The sequence below is a fragment of the Pseudomonas gingeri genome, from assembly GCF_013385425.1.
In the GTDB taxonomy this organism is placed as follows: Bacteria; Pseudomonadota; Gammaproteobacteria; order Pseudomonadales; family Pseudomonadaceae; genus Aquipseudomonas; species Aquipseudomonas gingeri_D.
Map to the genome: position 1 here is coordinate 131,579 of NZ_JACAQA010000005.1, position 14,379 is coordinate 145,957.

The 14,379-nt window shown below is 58.2% G+C and carries 15 protein-coding genes; 9 read left to right on the top strand and 6 right to left on the bottom strand.

Going from position 1 to position 14,379, the window contains the following annotated elements:
• The first annotated feature begins 327 nt into the window (after nucleotides 1–327).
• The gene (locus HX830_RS08295; RefSeq protein ID WP_103495189.1) at nucleotides 328–612 is read left to right on the top strand and encodes a hypothetical protein; all 285 of its coding nucleotides are present in this window, start codon (nucleotides 328–330) and stop codon (nucleotides 610–612) included.
• 258 nt (nucleotides 613–870) lie between these two features.
• Here HX830_RS08295 and HX830_RS08300 read toward each other — a convergent pair whose 3' ends face one another.
• From HX830_RS08300 to HX830_RS08315, 4 genes are read right to left on the bottom strand one after another with little or no spacing between them, the layout of a single operon-like run.
• Nucleotides 871–1,089: a hypothetical protein gene (locus HX830_RS08300; protein WP_177099743.1), complete on the bottom strand. Its 219-nt coding sequence runs from the start codon at nucleotides 1,087–1,089 to the stop codon at nucleotides 871–873.
• A complete protein-coding gene (locus tag HX830_RS08305) occupies nucleotides 1,086–1,976 on the bottom strand; it encodes a hypothetical protein (RefSeq protein WP_177099745.1) in 891 nt (296 codons plus the stop codon). Before HX830_RS08305 ends, HX830_RS08300 begins: the two co-directional genes overlap by 4 nt.
• Complete coding sequence (locus HX830_RS08310; RefSeq protein ID WP_256350435.1) at nucleotides 1,973–2,974, bottom strand: DUF2515 family protein; 1,002 nt, start codon at nucleotides 2,972–2,974, stop codon at nucleotides 1,973–1,975. Before HX830_RS08310 ends, HX830_RS08305 begins: the two co-directional genes overlap by 4 nt.
• Nucleotides 2,971–5,178, bottom strand: a complete 2,208-nt coding sequence (locus HX830_RS08315; protein WP_177099747.1) for a type VI secretion system Vgr family protein — start codon at nucleotides 5,176–5,178, stop codon at nucleotides 2,971–2,973. The genes HX830_RS08310 and HX830_RS08315 overlap by 4 nt, the downstream gene beginning before the upstream one ends.
• A 273-nt stretch (nucleotides 5,179–5,451) precedes the next feature.
• On the opposite strand from HX830_RS08315, the gene HX830_RS08320 reads away from it, so the two are divergent.
• From HX830_RS08320 to HX830_RS08355, 8 genes are all read left to right on the top strand, one after another.
• Entirely contained in the window at nucleotides 5,452–6,000 is a 549-nt protein-coding gene (locus tag HX830_RS08320) for a hypothetical protein (protein WP_103498380.1), read from the top strand.
• Nucleotides 6,000–6,437 carry a type II toxin-antitoxin system YafO family toxin gene (locus tag HX830_RS08325; RefSeq protein WP_177099748.1) on the top strand — a complete coding sequence of 146 codons (438 nt, stop codon included), beginning with the start codon at nucleotides 6,000–6,002 and terminating at the stop codon, nucleotides 6,435–6,437. Before HX830_RS08320 ends, HX830_RS08325 begins: the two co-directional genes overlap by 1 nt.
• Nucleotides 6,438–6,525: 88 nt before the next feature.
• Nucleotides 6,526–7,621, top strand: a protein-coding gene (gene prfB / locus HX830_RS08330; protein WP_177099750.1) for a peptide chain release factor 2 whose coding sequence is annotated in 2 segments (ribosomal slippage) — nucleotides 6,526–6,597 and nucleotides 6,599–7,621 — 1,095 coding nt in all. Because the reading frame shifts where the segments join, the coding sequence is not laid out codon by codon here.
• A gap of 96 nt (nucleotides 7,622–7,717) precedes the next feature.
• Nucleotides 7,718–9,220 carry a lysine--tRNA ligase gene (gene lysS, locus HX830_RS08335; RefSeq protein WP_103498377.1) on the top strand — a complete coding sequence of 501 codons (1,503 nt, stop codon included), beginning with the start codon at nucleotides 7,718–7,720 and terminating at the stop codon, nucleotides 9,218–9,220.
• Nucleotides 9,221–9,325: 105 nt separating this feature from the next.
• Nucleotides 9,326–10,030, top strand: coding sequence for a TetR/AcrR family transcriptional regulator (locus HX830_RS08340; protein ID WP_103498376.1), 705 nt, complete (start codon nucleotides 9,326–9,328; stop codon nucleotides 10,028–10,030).
• 9 nt (nucleotides 10,031–10,039) lie between these two features.
• Entirely contained in the window at nucleotides 10,040–11,353 is a 1,314-nt protein-coding gene (locus HX830_RS08345; protein ID WP_177099752.1) for a flavohemoglobin expression-modulating QEGLA motif protein, read from the top strand.
• Nucleotides 11,354–11,510: 157 nt separating this feature from the next.
• Entirely contained in the window at nucleotides 11,511–12,425 is a 915-nt protein-coding gene (locus HX830_RS08350; protein ID WP_103497419.1) for an alpha/beta hydrolase, read from the top strand.
• Nucleotides 12,422–12,748 carry a hypothetical protein gene (locus tag HX830_RS08355; protein ID WP_100942390.1) on the top strand — a complete coding sequence of 109 codons (327 nt, stop codon included), beginning with the start codon at nucleotides 12,422–12,424 and terminating at the stop codon, nucleotides 12,746–12,748. Before HX830_RS08350 ends, HX830_RS08355 begins: the two co-directional genes overlap by 4 nt.
• Before the next feature lie 65 nt (nucleotides 12,749–12,813).
• Here the strand turns inward: HX830_RS08355 and HX830_RS08360 are convergent, their stop codons facing one another.
• Together HX830_RS08360 and HX830_RS08365 are read right to left on the bottom strand one after the other, a co-directional pair.
• On the bottom strand, nucleotides 12,814–13,605 hold the full coding sequence (locus tag HX830_RS08360) for an OmpA family protein (RefSeq protein WP_103497417.1): 792 nt from the start codon (nucleotides 13,603–13,605) through the stop codon (nucleotides 12,814–12,816).
• Nucleotides 13,606–13,667: 62 nt separating this feature from the next.
• Nucleotides 13,668–14,090 carry a DUF4398 domain-containing protein gene (locus HX830_RS08365; RefSeq protein ID WP_103497416.1) on the bottom strand — a complete coding sequence of 141 codons (423 nt, stop codon included), beginning with the start codon at nucleotides 14,088–14,090 and terminating at the stop codon, nucleotides 13,668–13,670.
• Nucleotides 14,091–14,379 lie beyond the last annotated feature (289 nt).

A 14,379-nucleotide genomic window follows, 5' to 3' on the forward strand; every position in this document is an offset into this window, starting at 1 on the left:
CTGGCATCCGCAGTGGCTCGTATTTCAAGGTGTAAAAGCGGCGACTATTGGGTGAGTGGCTGGACTATAGTTCGGTCGTCGCCGATGTATCGGTGATCGATCTTAGCCGGTCGAAAGGCATTTATGGACGCACAAGCGCCCTCGTATCATGATGTCGGCGCTTTTTGCTGCTTGGCATTTTGTGCAATGGCGGCTGTGCGCGGGACATCTTCGGATGTGCCGGGTTTTCCAAGAATGCCCCGGTCGGCTAACCCGCGTACAGCCGCCACCCTAGTGTTTAGCCGCAGTAGTCGGTGGTAGCTCCTTTGCATTCTTGGGAGAAACACCATGAGTAATTTCCGTCCGCTACAAAGCAACCTCACCGAAGTCCCGGTTCTCTACCTCAATCTCGATGCCCCGGTGCGTGACCTGTATGAGTGCGCCATCCAGCGCATCAAGGCCGCCCGTGACCTGAGCCACAGCCTGACTTGCATGAGCATCGGCAACACCTGCGACCGTGATCTTCAGCACTTCGCCAGTGCCTCTTACCTGCTGTTGCAGGATGGCTGCGACGCGCTGGACGCGATGCAGGGCCGCTTCACCGACCGAGCCCGCAGCGCCCCGGTTTCCTGACTAAACATCACTCGTGTGGGAGCTGGCTTGCTGGCGATGACGTCCGCAAGGGCAGTGCAAGGCTCAAGGGCCTCTTCGCGGGCAAGCTCCGCTCCCACAGGTTTTGTGTCGTACACAATATCCGGAGTCGACTCAAATACTGTGGGAGCGGAGCTTGCCCGCGAAGGCGTCAGTTCTGGCGATGCAAATCTTGAGAGTCTTATCACCAATAAAGCCGGCTCCGACACGAGCCGACGTTGGCCTGAAAGGTTGTGTGAGTTAAACGTCCAGCCCGCGCTCAGGTTCCAAATCAATCAATCGGGTGGTTGGGCCATCGGGGCGCAGGCGCTCTAATACAATTTCCGGCCAGCGGTTACGGGCTCGGCGTTTGGCAATCTTGTAAACAAGATCTTCCATAAGGCTTGCGGGGTGGAAAAGCGCATGCCCTGCTAAAAGAATCGCATCACTCGGAGAAAGATCGGGATTTCCAACGGTCACAAGTTCAGTGCGTTGATCAACGGGTCTTGATACGATTCATCAATTTCTATACCCGCGGCTCGGGCTTTGGTTTCCTGCTCTTTGCGTTGTTTTTTAGCGGTCGCTAGCACATCTGGTAGTAACTCTTTCCAACGAAGCTTGTCTTTGTCTTGGAAGGGAGTTCGCCAAAATTCTGTCTCTGTCGAGAACTCCAGGCTTATTAGATAGGTTCCTCTTTCATTCGGGTGTTTTTTTGAAAGTCGACGCCACGCTCTAAGGTGCAGATATGAGCCGTTGTTGTAAAAAAACCAATTATAAAATGAACCTACTTTAAGCCAGCGATCTATGTCGACTCTATAGTTTGGGTCTAGCCAAGGATGGCTGGATGTGAATTTTCCAAGGACTTCCCGCGGTGTGTCGATTTTGTCCATCTCTTTGCCCGAAACTCTAGGATCGCTCCTACGGTAGTAGTGAGTCCAACCAGCACGTTGGATACCGTCGATTAGGTGGTATATGGCATTTTGATGGTCCGTGTGTAGGCTGTTGTCGGGAAGGCCTCTCAAAACGATTTCTATGTTTTCGATTTGGCTGCCGAATCTGTCAAAGATGGCAGTGCTTATTCTTGAAACATTCTTTAATAGTAGTGTGTGAGCCCCCGTCTTTATACTGGCGATAGGGAGCTCTTTGCTATTGGGTGAACGAGATATTTCATGCCAGCATACACCCGCTGCCGCTAAGCAGTCAGATTTGAATGGTATTGGGCTGCGCGCTATGACATCATTTATATCTTCGTGAAGGTTGATTTTGATGATAGGGGGGCTGTCTTTCATTTTTTGCTTCTCTGGATTACTCGAGGTGTCGCAAGCAGTGAGTCCAAGTATTAGTGTCGCCACCAAGATTTTTTTCATGCGGCATTAGACCAGTTGGATATAGAGGTAATGCACTCTTCCATGTATTCGGTATTGTATTGCATTAGTAAATGATATGTGTTTGCAATTTTTGTAATGAAATTCATTCTGTGCGTTTCGTTGTACAGATCCCCTTCCGTCATTTGCTCTCGAAGCTTTTCTTCTTCTACATCACATGTTGTACTGAAAGCTGCAACCCTTAAGGGGAAGCCGGGAAATCCTTCTGTCAATGCTTGGAGGTCCAAAACTTTTTGGAAAATTTGATTCTCGTAGATAAGTGGCTGCAGGATTTCTAGCTGTTCATGGTTGGCTATGGCTAAAAGGGAGTCGAACTGCAGGTCTGGCTTGTTTTCCGTGGTGGCTTGCTCGCACTTCTTGATGATTTCAAAAGCTTCAAGAATATAAGAATTTACTTTGAAGTTATTCAAAGTTGCCAACGCCTCCTCCGCCCACGGCAAGCTTTTTAGTCCCGCCAGTGCCAACTCAGGGCAGTTCAGCGCATTACGCTCCAACGCACATTCTTCGAATTGTTCGGGAAATTGGCTGTAAAACCAGTGCCAGACAAAAATGTCTTGGAACAACCAAAAGTTACCCTTACCCAGCCCGTCCTTACCGATAGCCATTGGATTGGGCAGATAATCCCCTACTGAGACAGCCAGAGCGTCCGGTATGAAGTCCAATCCGCACTTGACTTGTTTGCTGGCAAAGGCCGCCAGACCCATCCAGTAGAAACGTCCCTTCAGTTCGGGCTTTCCACCGTCTTCCAACTCCAGATAGAACCGCGCATAGGTTGCCGCGATACGCGCGGCACGGGCACTGAAACTGGCGACCAATTCGCTGCGTACGTGTTGCGAATAGGGATCGCGCCTCTCTACTGTCAGCCGACGTATCGCTTCCTGCTGACCCCAGGCCCAGAGTATTGCGCAGTCAAAAGTCTGCTGAGAGACTGAGCCGGGTCGGGTATTGGTGGTGCATGTGAGGATCGGATCTGCGCTCATTGCTTGCGACTCCTTTCGTAACTGTCAGCGCCTTCCGGGACATGGAATTTGTCCCAGCTCAGAAATGCCTTTAGGTCCTGGGCGGTTTGGGTCTTGATGCGAGGGAGAAGCCCGTCGGCATCGCTGGTGACAACCTGAGGGGCGGTTTCGCCAGGCACTGCAACGGTGACCTTGATCCCTTTCAGCGGCGTACCGGAGCGGCTGAGCAGTTGCATCTGCTCGTCGTGGGCTTCTTGGGACGAGCTGCCGTGCATGTGATGTGTAGTTCCGGCCTGTCCCTCGGCTGCGGGTTTGAGGGCTGTCAACACGGCAACTCTCGCTGCCGTACCTGCGATCCCAGCGGCGTCGGGGCCTACACGACTGATGCCGTTGCCATCGAGTTTGATGAAGTGACCGCCTACCTTGATCGTCAATTCGGCACCGGCCTCGATAACGATTTTTTTGCCTGCATAGAAATGGATCTCCTGACCAGCCTCAACGAGGTAACCCACCCCCGCCTTCACCTGCTGGCTTCGACCCACCGTCAGATGGTCATCACCCTTCACCTCGCAACGTCGATCCTGGTGAACCGTATGATGTTCTTCGGCCTTGAACTCGGCGTAGCTGTTGGCACCGACGCTTTCATGCCGCTCATGACCGATCTGTACATGCTGGTCATGTTCGATGTGCTGCTCGAAATCCCGTTGGGCATGCACATAGATCTGTTCCTGGCCCTTGAGGTCTTCGATGCGGATCTCATTACTGCCGCCACCCCCGGGGCTGCTCTGGCTTTTGAACACGCTGCGGGTCTTGTGCGCAGGCAGAGGGTAGGGCGCTTGCTGCAGCGCGTTGTTCAGGCAACCGACGATCAGTGGCTGGTCCGGGTCGCCTTCCAGAAAGGTCACCAGCACCTCCATGCCGACACGGGGCAGGGTGATGGCGCCATGACTCGGCCCGGCCCAGCCGGATGCCACCCGCAACCAGCAACTGCTGTGGGCGCCGGTTTCGTCGGAACGGTCCCAGTGAAACTTCACCTTCACCCGGCCATATTCGTCGCAGTGGATTTCTTCGCCGGGCGGGCCGGTGACGAAAGCGGTCTGGGCATTCAGACGACGGGATTCGCGCACCTGTAGCGGCGGCCGAAAGAACACATCCCACGGCGTGGCGAGAAAGCTGTTGCGGTAGCCCTGGCGGAAATCGCTGTCGGCAACGCTCGGGATCGGTGCCGACTCCTCCAGCACCTGCGGCTGTTTGCCTTCATGGGTCAGGTGGGTCAGCAGCCAGAGATCATTCCAGTCCGGCTGTGGATGGTCGCTCAGGGTCAGGAGATGACCGCTGGCCAGTTGTGGCGCATTGCTCTTGCCCGAAGCCTGTCGATAGTCGGCGCGATGGCGCTCCAACTGGCGGCGATTGAGTCGTTTACCAGCGTCGTCATGCTTGAAGCGGCCAGGATAGCGATAGTCCTCCAACACGGGTTTCGGTAGTGAATCCGAGCAGTGGGACGTCCGCTCCAGCAAGGTATGCGGCTTCTCGAAGTCGTAATCACGCAAGGCCGCATGACTGCTGCGGGTCTCCAGGCGCAGGTCAAAGGACTTGATGCTCGCGGTCGTAGCCACGGTGCCGCTGTCCGGCACATAGGGCACGGCAGTGGACAGCCGGCGAAAGAAGGTCTGGTCATCGCCGAAGGCCAGGTGATGGTCGGCCGGGCTGTGCTGGAAGTGGTAGTGCAGGCCGTCTTCCTCACACAGACGCTGGATGAAATCCAGATCGGATTCGTTGTACTGCACGCAGTACTCGCGGGCGGGCAGGGGTGTGGCGAGATTGAAGCTGAAGGCGTTGCCGAGGATGCCGTGGTCCTTGAGCACCCGGGCGATGATCTGCGGTACGGTCTGGTTCTGGAAGATGCGCTGGTTGAAGCGATGACCCAGGTAGGTCAGTTGCGGTACGAGGGTGAGGTGATAGTGGGTCCAGCGCTGGCCGGTATCACCCTGGCCGATGCTGTAGACCTGGCCGTGAATACCCGCGCCGCTATCGTTGAAGGCGAGAAAGCCCTGCTGGTGCAACAGCTCGTCGAGGTTCAGGTCCGGGCGGCGGCTGACCAGTTCCAGCTCGAAACGATAGGGCTGGCTGATGGCTTCACTGCCTTTGAAGGCCAGCACCTGGAGTTCAGGGGCAAGGCCCGGGAGGGTCAGGGTAAAGCGGTTTAACGGCGCTGAAATGAACATTCGTAGTCCCTTACTCAAGCGGTAAGGGGGGAGTCTGCTTGTCCTCGGCGGCGCGTTGAATAGGTCTGTGAAAAAACAGAAATGCCTTACATTTCAAGGTTAAAAAGACTGACGCGGTAGCGGAATTTTTTGCCAGAAGAAGTGAAAGTGCTACTGCTGGGGGGCTTAAGCAGGTGGAGGGTTGCTGAAATATCACGATACGGTGTGATGCTGTACAATAATTGCACACCAAAATACTTTTGAGCAGACCGCTCCTTGAACGGGTATTTCAACATGAAGCCTGAATCACCACCCAGCATCCCCACCGCATCGCTGCTATTGGCTGCGCTCGCGTTGATCGGTGGGTATGGTGCTGCGGTATCGGTTCAGGCTGCTGCGGACCACGATAGCGGCTTCAGAAATGAGGCCAGCCAGAAGTCCAGTCAGCTCGCTATCGAGATTCACGGGCTGATAAAAAAGGCGAAGCAGGTAGAAAACGGGTTCGCAAGCATCATCAAAGACATGCTTGCCAGAGATCCGGCCCGTACTCCTGAAGGACTGGATGCTCAAGCAAAACTTGAAGATCTGGGGCGGAATCTGGACAGCTTTCGCGGCATGGAACTGACGCTACGCAGTGCGATTGTCCCGGAGGGGTTGGCCGAGGTCCATATGGATCTTCGTCGATCCATGGCTCGTGCAAGGGAGAAAATGGCGATTACCCACAGCCTGCTCTCTCAAATGCTGACAGTGCCGGAATCCTTTGAAAGTACTGCTGATGGAGAAGGGCTGCGCGCATTGGCCGAGCATTCCACCCAGAGGCTGATTGAGTTGGCTAACGCCTGATGTCCAGGGCGTCAGCCATCTTTCATCCGGAGTCCTACCGCGAGCTTTTTCTGGATGTTCTAAAGGATTATCCAGGACTGGACACCGCTCTACTGAATGATTTCGTTACCTATAAGCAGACAGGCATTCCTTCAGATCGATTTGGGCGCGACGCTCCCTACGTCTGGCCGGCAGCTGCGTTTAATGCAAACCTCATGCATATCCACTTGAAGCTTCCGCCGGAAAAGTTTCCCAAGAACCTTCCTCAGATCGATCGAGTCTGTCGTAGAGGCGCTCCGGAAAAGGACGCCGCTCTTGTTTATGTGCGCGGAGAGCTGGAAGAACATCGTTACTGTCTTCTTGCGGTCCTGTATCCCGATGGGCATGCCAGGGCGCGGGAAGAGAAGCTGATGCGATACCTGGCCAGATTGGCGCAGAAGTTTCGCGGCGAAAACTGAAATCACCCCGCCAAGCGGGCTGCCGGGACGCGTGCAACTCGGTTATACTCGTCGGCTTTCAAAAGTTCACCGACGAGTGCTGCCCGCCATGGAAATCAACCCGATCCTTAACAGTATCAAGGACCTGTCCGAGCGCTCCGAAACCATTCGGGGGTATCTTTGACTACGATCAAAAGCATGAGCGCCTGACCGAGGTCAATCGCGAGCTTGAAGATCCGGCTGTCTGGAACAACCCCGAATACGCCCAGAACCTTGGCCGCGAGCGTTCCGCGCTGGCGCTGATCGTCGAGACCCTGGACGACATGTCCAGCGGCCTGAGCGATGCCCGCGACCTGCTGGAAATGGCCGCCGCCGAAGAAGACCAGGGGGCCGTCGACGACGTCGCCGCTGAAGTCGAACGCCTGCGCGCCGCCCTCGAGAACCTCGAATTCCGCCGGATGTTCAGCGGCGAAATGGACCCGAACAACGCCTACCTGGATATCCAGGCCGGTTCCGGCGGCACCGAAGCCCAGGACTGGGCCAATATCCTGCTGCGCATGTACCTGCGCTGGGCCGACAAACGCGGTTTCGACGCCACCATCATGGAACTGTCCGCCGGCGAAGTCGCCGGGATCAAGGGCGCCACCGTGCATATCAAGGGCGAGTACGCCTTCGGTTGGCTGCGCACCGAGATCGGCGTGCACCGCCTGGTGCGCAAGAGCCCGTTCGACTCCGGCAACCGTCGTCACACCTCGTTCTCGGCGGTGTTCGTCTCCCCGGAAATCGACGACAACATCGAAATCGAAATCAACCCGGCAGACCTGCGGATCGATACCTATCGTTCCTCCGGTGCCGGTGGTCAGCACGTCAACACCACCGACTCGGCCGTACGGATCACCCACGTACCGTCCAACACCGTGGTCAGCTGCCAGAACGAACGTTCCCAGCACGCGAACAAAGACACCGCGATGAAAATGTTGCGGGCGCGCTTGTACGAACAGGAAGTCCAGAAGCGCAATGCCGCTTCCCAGGCCCTGGAAGACACCAAGTCGGATATCGGCTGGGGTCACCAGATCCGCTCCTACGTACTCGACGCCTCGCGGATCAAGGATCTGCGCACCAACATCGAACGCAGCGACTGCGACAAAGTGCTGGACGGCGATATCGACGAATACCTGGAAGCCAGCCTCAAGCAAGGGCTTTAAGGCACTGCGGCGACGGCGCGCACCAAGGCGCGCCGCCTGTCGTGAACCCCTGCCGAAGGCCGGGGGCAACGAACCTGTGATGGAAAATCTAAAGACATGAGCGACCTACAACTCGACCCGCAAGCCCTGCAACAGGAAGAAAACACCCTGATCGCCCTGCGCAAGGAAAAGCTGGCTGCCGAGCGCGCCAAGGGTCAGGCCTTCCCCAACGACTTCCGTCGCGACGCCTACTGCGAAGACTTGCAGAAACAGTACGCCGACAAGACCAAGGAAGAGCTGGCTGAGGCGGCGATCCCGGTCAAGGTTGCCGGTCGCATCATGCTCAACCGTGGCTCGTTCATGGTGATCCAGGACATGTCCGGGCGCATCCAGGTCTACGTCAACCGCAAGACCCTGTCGGAAGAGACCCTGGCCGCGGTGAAAACCTGGGACCTGGGCGACATCATTGCCGCCGTTGGTACCCTGGCCCGCTCCGGCAAGGGCGACCTGTACGTTGAAATGACCGACGTGCGCCTGCTGACCAAGTCGCTGCGCCCGCTGCCGGACAAGCACCACGGCCTGACCGATACCGAAACCCGCTATCGCCAGCGCTACGTCGACCTGATCGTCAACGAAGAAGTGCGCCAGACCTTCCGCGTGCGTTCTCAGGTCATCGCCCATATCCGCAACTTCATGATGCAGCGCGATTTCATGGAAGTGGAAACGCCGATGCTGCAGACCATCCCCGGTGGTGCCGCGGCCAAGCCGTTCGAAACCCACCACAACGCGCTGGACATGGGCATGTACCTGCGCATCGCGCCGGAGCTGTACCTCAAGCGCCTGGTGGTCGGTGGCTTCGAGCGGGTGTTCGAGATCAACCGCAACTTCCGTAACGAAGGCGTGTCGACCCGGCACAACCCTGAGTTCACCATGTTGGAGTTCTACCAGGCGTACGCCGACTACGAAGACAACATGGACCTGACCGAAGAGCTGTTCCGTGAACTGGCCCAGGCCGTTCTGGGCAGCACCGACGTGCCGTACGGCGACAAGGTCTTCCACTTCGGCGAACCGTTCGTGCGCCTGTCGGTGTTCGACTCGATCCTCAAGTACAACCCTGAGCTGACCGCCGCCGACCTGCAGGACGTCGACAAGGCCCGCGCGATCGCCAAGAAGGCCGGTGCCAAGGTGCTCGGCTTCGAAGGCCTGGGCAAGTTGCAGGTGATGATTTTCGAAGAGCTGGTCGAGCACAAGCTGGAACAGCCGCACTTCATTACCGAGTACCCGTTCGAAGTCTCGCCGCTGGCCCGTCGCAATGACGAGAACCCGAACGTCACCGACCGTTTCGAGCTGTTTATCGGCGGTCGTGAAATCGCCAACGCCTATTCCGAGTTGAACGACGCGGAAGACCAGGCCGAGCGCTTCCAGGCCCAGGTGGCCGAGAAGGACGCCGGCGACGACGAAGCCATGCACTACGACGCCGACTTCGTACGGGCGCTGGAGTACGGCATGCCGCCGACGGCGGGCGAGGGCATCGGTATCGACCGCCTGGTGATGTTGCTCACCAACGCACCGTCGATTCGCGATGTGATCCTGTTCCCGCACATGCGGCCGCAAGCATAAAATTGCTGTTGAAAAAGCCGCCCTCACAAGGCGGCTTTTTTATTGTCTATTGGTACTGATGTTTCAGATTATTACAAGAGAGGAAGACCGGTAGTGGAGCGTGCAATGGCGCAAAAGGGAGCAGCTGGCGTCGCTACGGCGGTGGCTGAGAGCGTTCAGTATCAAGGGCGCAAGGCCAGTCGACAGGGAAGCGAGCAACGACGACAGGCGATTCTTGACGCCGCCATGCGCATTGTCGTGCGCGACGGTGTGCGTGGGGTGCGGCACCGCGCGGTGGCCGCCGAGGCCGATGTGCCGCTGTCGGCCACTACCTATTACTTCAAGGATATCGATGACCTGCTCACCGATACCTTCGCCCAGTATGTCGAGCGCAGCGCAGCCTTCATGGCCAAGCTGTGGGGAAACACCGAAGGCATATTGCGGGAAATGGTCGCCTACGGTGACGGCAGTGCGGCCTCGCGGGCGCAAGTGGCCGACGACATCGCCCATATGATTGTCGACTACATCCAGCGGCAACTGCACAACCGTCGCGAGCACCTGATGGCTGAGCAGGCGTTTCGTCAGGAAGCGCTGCTCAATCCACGCCTGGCGGTGTTGGTGCGTTCGCACCAACAGATTCTCCTGCAGGGCGCCTACCAGTTTGTCCAGGTACTGGGTACCAAAGAGCCTCAGCAGGATGCCAAAGTGTTGACGGCGATTATCGGACGGATGGAATATCAGGGCCTGCTCAACGACGCCGAGGTCCAGTCCGAACAGGACATGCTGGGGATCCTCTCGCGCTACATGCACCTGGTGCTGGCCTCGGTCTAGGCTCTGTGCATGGCTATTCACCGGTATCACCTTCAGGAGTCACCCTTGGACGATTACCAGCAGACGATACGCAGCCTCTCTGATCGCATTGTGCTGGCGCAGACGCCGATTCGCGTGCTCGACGCGGTGAAGTGGGACGAGAACATCCGCAAGGGGTTTCTCAAGGGCAAGGGCAAGGAAATGCCAGCGGTGGATCGCGACTATTATGCCTCGCGACCGCTGTCGTTCGATTCCAGCGCGGTGAAGCTGGAGTTCCAGAATATCGAGCGCGATATCACCCGGCGGCTCGGCCAGTTCAACCCGGTCGGGCAGATCATGCGCCGCATGTGCCGCGAGTACCGGCAGGTGGTGCGGATGCTCGAAGCCCGTGGCACCGCGGATTTCGGCCTGATCTCCCAGGAGTTGTACGGCGCCGCGTCGGATGCGTTCCACGCCGGTGATCCGACCCTGGCGGACCTGGGGTTGATGCTCTCCGATTACCTGAACAATATCGACGGCCGGGGTGATCTCAAGGACGAGCCCAAGACCCTGACCGCCAAGGACGCGGTCAGCATGCTGCAAAGTCGCCTGAACAAGGTGTTCGGCGAGGCGGAGGAAACCATCCGGGTGTTCGAGTCCGATGGCATCGTCGCCGATGCGGCGGCGGGCGCCGACTACATCAAGATCCGAGCCGATGCGATGTTCAATTCGCGGGATGTGCGGGCGCTGGAGGTGCATGAAGGCCTGGTGCATGTCGGCACCACCCTGAACGGCTTGAACCAGCCGATCTGCACCTTCCTGTCCAAGGGCCCACCGTCGTCGACAGTGACCCAGGAAGGCCTGGCGATTCTGATGGAGGTGATTGCCTTCGCCTCCTATCCGACCCGCCTGCGCAAGCTGACCAACCGTACCCGGGCCATCGACATGGTGGAGCAGGGCGCGGATTTCCTCCAGGTGTTCGAGTTCTTCCGCGAGCAGGGTTTCGAAATGGCGGAAAGCTATGGCAATGCCAGTCGGATCTTCCGTGGCTCGACACCGACGGGGCTGCCATTTACCAAAGACTTGTCCTACCTCAAAGGCTTTATCATGGTTTACAACTATATTCAGTTGGCCGTGCGTAAGGGCAAGCTCGAGCAGGTGCCGCTGCTGTTTTGCGGCAAGACCACGTTGGAGGATATGCGCACGTTGCGCCAACTGGTGGATGAGGGGTTGGTGGTGCCGCCCAAGTACCTGCCGGAACAGTTCCGCGACATGAATGCGCTGTCGGCCTGGATGTGTTTCAGCAACTTCCTGAACCACTTGAGCCTGGATCGGATCGAGGCGGATTACTCTAATATCCTCTGACCGCCGACCCTGTAGGAGCGAGCTTGCTCGCGATGGTCGTCAACGATAACGCGGGGCATCTGGTGCCCCGAGGTGCCTGTGCCTCCATCGCGAGCAAGCTCGCTCCTACAGGTGAGGGTTGGCGACATTTCTCCTTATCTAGCGAGGCTTCAAACGGATGAGAATCCTCGGCATGCTCTGCCTGCTGCTGACCCTGGGCGGTTGTAGCTCCCTGCTGTTCTACCCCGATCGCGGCCTGCCGTTCACTCCCGCTAAAGCGCACCTCGAATACCGCGATGTCACCCTGACCACCGCCGACGGCGTGCGCTTGCGCGCCTGGTGGCTGCCGGTCAAGGCCGGCGTGGCGGTCAAGGGCACGGTGCTGCATTTGCATGGCAACGGCGGCAATCTGTCCGGGCATCTGGGCGGCAGCTGGTGGTTGCCGGAGCAGGGTTACCAGGTATTGATGCTCGATTATCGCGGCTATGGCGTGTCCGAAGGCGAACCCAGCCTGCCGGCGGTCTACCAGGATATCGATGCGGCGTTCGACTGGCTGCAAAAGGCCCCGCAAGTCCAGGGCAAACCCCTGGTGGTCCTGGGGCAGAGCCTGGGCGGGTCGCTGGTGGTGCATTACCTGGTGGAGCGCCATCCCGAATACCAGTCGCGGCTCAAGGCCCTGGTACTTGATGGCGCGCCGGCCAGCTACCGTTCGGTGGGGCGTGATGCCCTTGCGTCGTCCTGGCTGACCTGGCCCCTGCAAATCCCCTTGTCCTGGCTGGTGCCCGATGGCGACAGCGCGATCAAGGCCATGCCGCGCCTGACCGGGGTGCCGAAACTGATTTTCCACAGCCTCGACGACCCGGTCGTGCCGCTGGTCAATGGCATCCAGCTGTATCAGGCGGCGCCACCGCCGCGGGTGCTGCAATTGACCCGTGGCGGCCATGTGCAGACCTTCGGCGACCCGACCTGGCGCCTGGTGATGCTGCGTTACCTCGACGACCCGCAGCACTTCAACGGCCTGCGCCGCCTGGGCGAGATCCCGAATTATCCGCCTGTCCCGAATTCGAATGTTGAACCAGAGAGTCCGCAATGACTGAAGAACGTAACGCCATTCCCCTGATCCTCACCGGTATCTGCAGCATCATCGGTACGGTCGCGTGCCTGTGGTACTACGGTTACCTGCATTTCGCCAAACCGGAGGATGCGCTGCTGCTGAACGAGTTCACCATGCTCAAGACGGTGCCCGGGGAGGATTACAAGATCTCGCTGGAACCGGCGGCACAAACCGCGCAGTGCATTGACGGGGTGCTGGTGCTGTTCGACACCGAACAGAAGGGCTTGACCGGCGTGCTGGTGAACAGCCAGAAGCAGGCGGTACGCTGCATGGGGCAGGAAACACCGAAGTTGGAGCAGTAACCTTTCCCCACGGGCCAGACGTGAAAAAACCGCCTGATTCAATCAGGCGGTTTTTTTTTAACCTGTCAGTTGGCGCTGCTGATGGACGAACGCGGGGCCACGGGTTGGTTGTCGTTGGAAATGGTCACTTCCACGCGACGGTTCATGGCGCGGCCGGAAACGCTGCCGTTATCCGCTACCGGGTATTCCTGGCCATAACCCTGGGTCACGATACGCGACGGGTCGACGCCCATCTTGATCAGTGCCACTTGCACCGAGGTGGCGCGGCGCTCGGACAGGCTCTGGTTGTAACCCGAACCGCCGGTGCTGTCGGTGTAGCCTTCGATGATCACTTTGCGATCAGGGTTTTCCTGGAGGAACTGCGCCAGTTTGTTGATGTTGACCAGGCCGGAGGATTTCAGGTCGGCCTTGTTGGTGGCGAACAGCACGTCACCGAAGGTCACCAGGGTGCCCCGCTCGGTCTGCTTGGCGTTGAGGCTTTCCTGCAACTGTTTGATCTGCTGGTCACGGGCGTCCAGGCGAGCCTGGGCCCGCTGGGCGGCCGCGTTTTTCAGGTTGGCTTCGGCGGTGCGCAGGGCGATGGTCTGCTTCGCCACTTCAACCCGCTGGTTGGTCAGGTAAGCCAGCTGGTCGACGGTTTCGACCTTTTCATGGTCCTGGTAGGCCTTGTTGGTCTTGTCCAGGTAGTCGCTGGCGTCCTTGGTTTCCAGGGCGGCGACCTTGCTTGCTTGCGGGTTTGCTTGCAGGCCGGAGAAGTTGGTACGGGCCTGCTCCAGGTTGGCATTGGGCTGCGACGAGCAGGCGGCCAGGCCGACACTGAGGGCCAGGAGGGCGGGGATCATCAATTGTTTACGCATAATGGTTCATCCTTTTTAGGGTTCAAGCTTCAGGGAAAGCAGGCGTCAAGCGGGGCCGATGCTTACTGCACCGGTTGCACGGAGCGCTGGCTTTCCTGGCGCAGTTCCTGAACACCTTTCTGTGAGTCCTTCACGGCCAGCTCGGCCTTGGCGGCCTGGGCCTTGCGTTCGGCGACGCGGGCATCCCATTCAGCCTGTTCGGACAGGCGACGGGCTTCGTCATACTTTTTATCGTGCATGGCCATTTCAGCTTGTTTGAGCTTGTCCTGGGCCGACTTCATTTCCACCGCTGCGTATTCGGTGCCGCCGGCACTGACGGCGCTATTGACCGCCGATTGGGTCACGGCGTACTGCTCGGTCGGCGGGTTACCGGCGCAACCGGCCAGAAGCAGGCTGCTGCCGAGTACCAGCGCGGCCAGTTTCAGTCCGCGCAGGGGGGTAAACGACGATTGGACAGTGTGGGTCTTCATGATCTTCAACTCCATTGGATAGCTCCTGAATGACGTCATCGTCCATCACGGTTCCGGGAGCTTGTCGCGCCGTGTCCGGTAGGGGTTCCGGGAGCGTTTTAACTGCAACTGCTCCGGTGATGGCTACTGGGTGTGACCCAAGGCTTTTTTGAATAGTTCAGGAAAAGATGGCCCATTGCTCGAAAAAAATCTGACCGAGTAGTCAGTACGAAAAGTCTGAACTTTCGCGGTGTTTGGGGGTGTCGGATGGAGGGAGTGGAGGGGGACGAACGATTTTTGCACACACCGCTGAACCTGTAGGAGC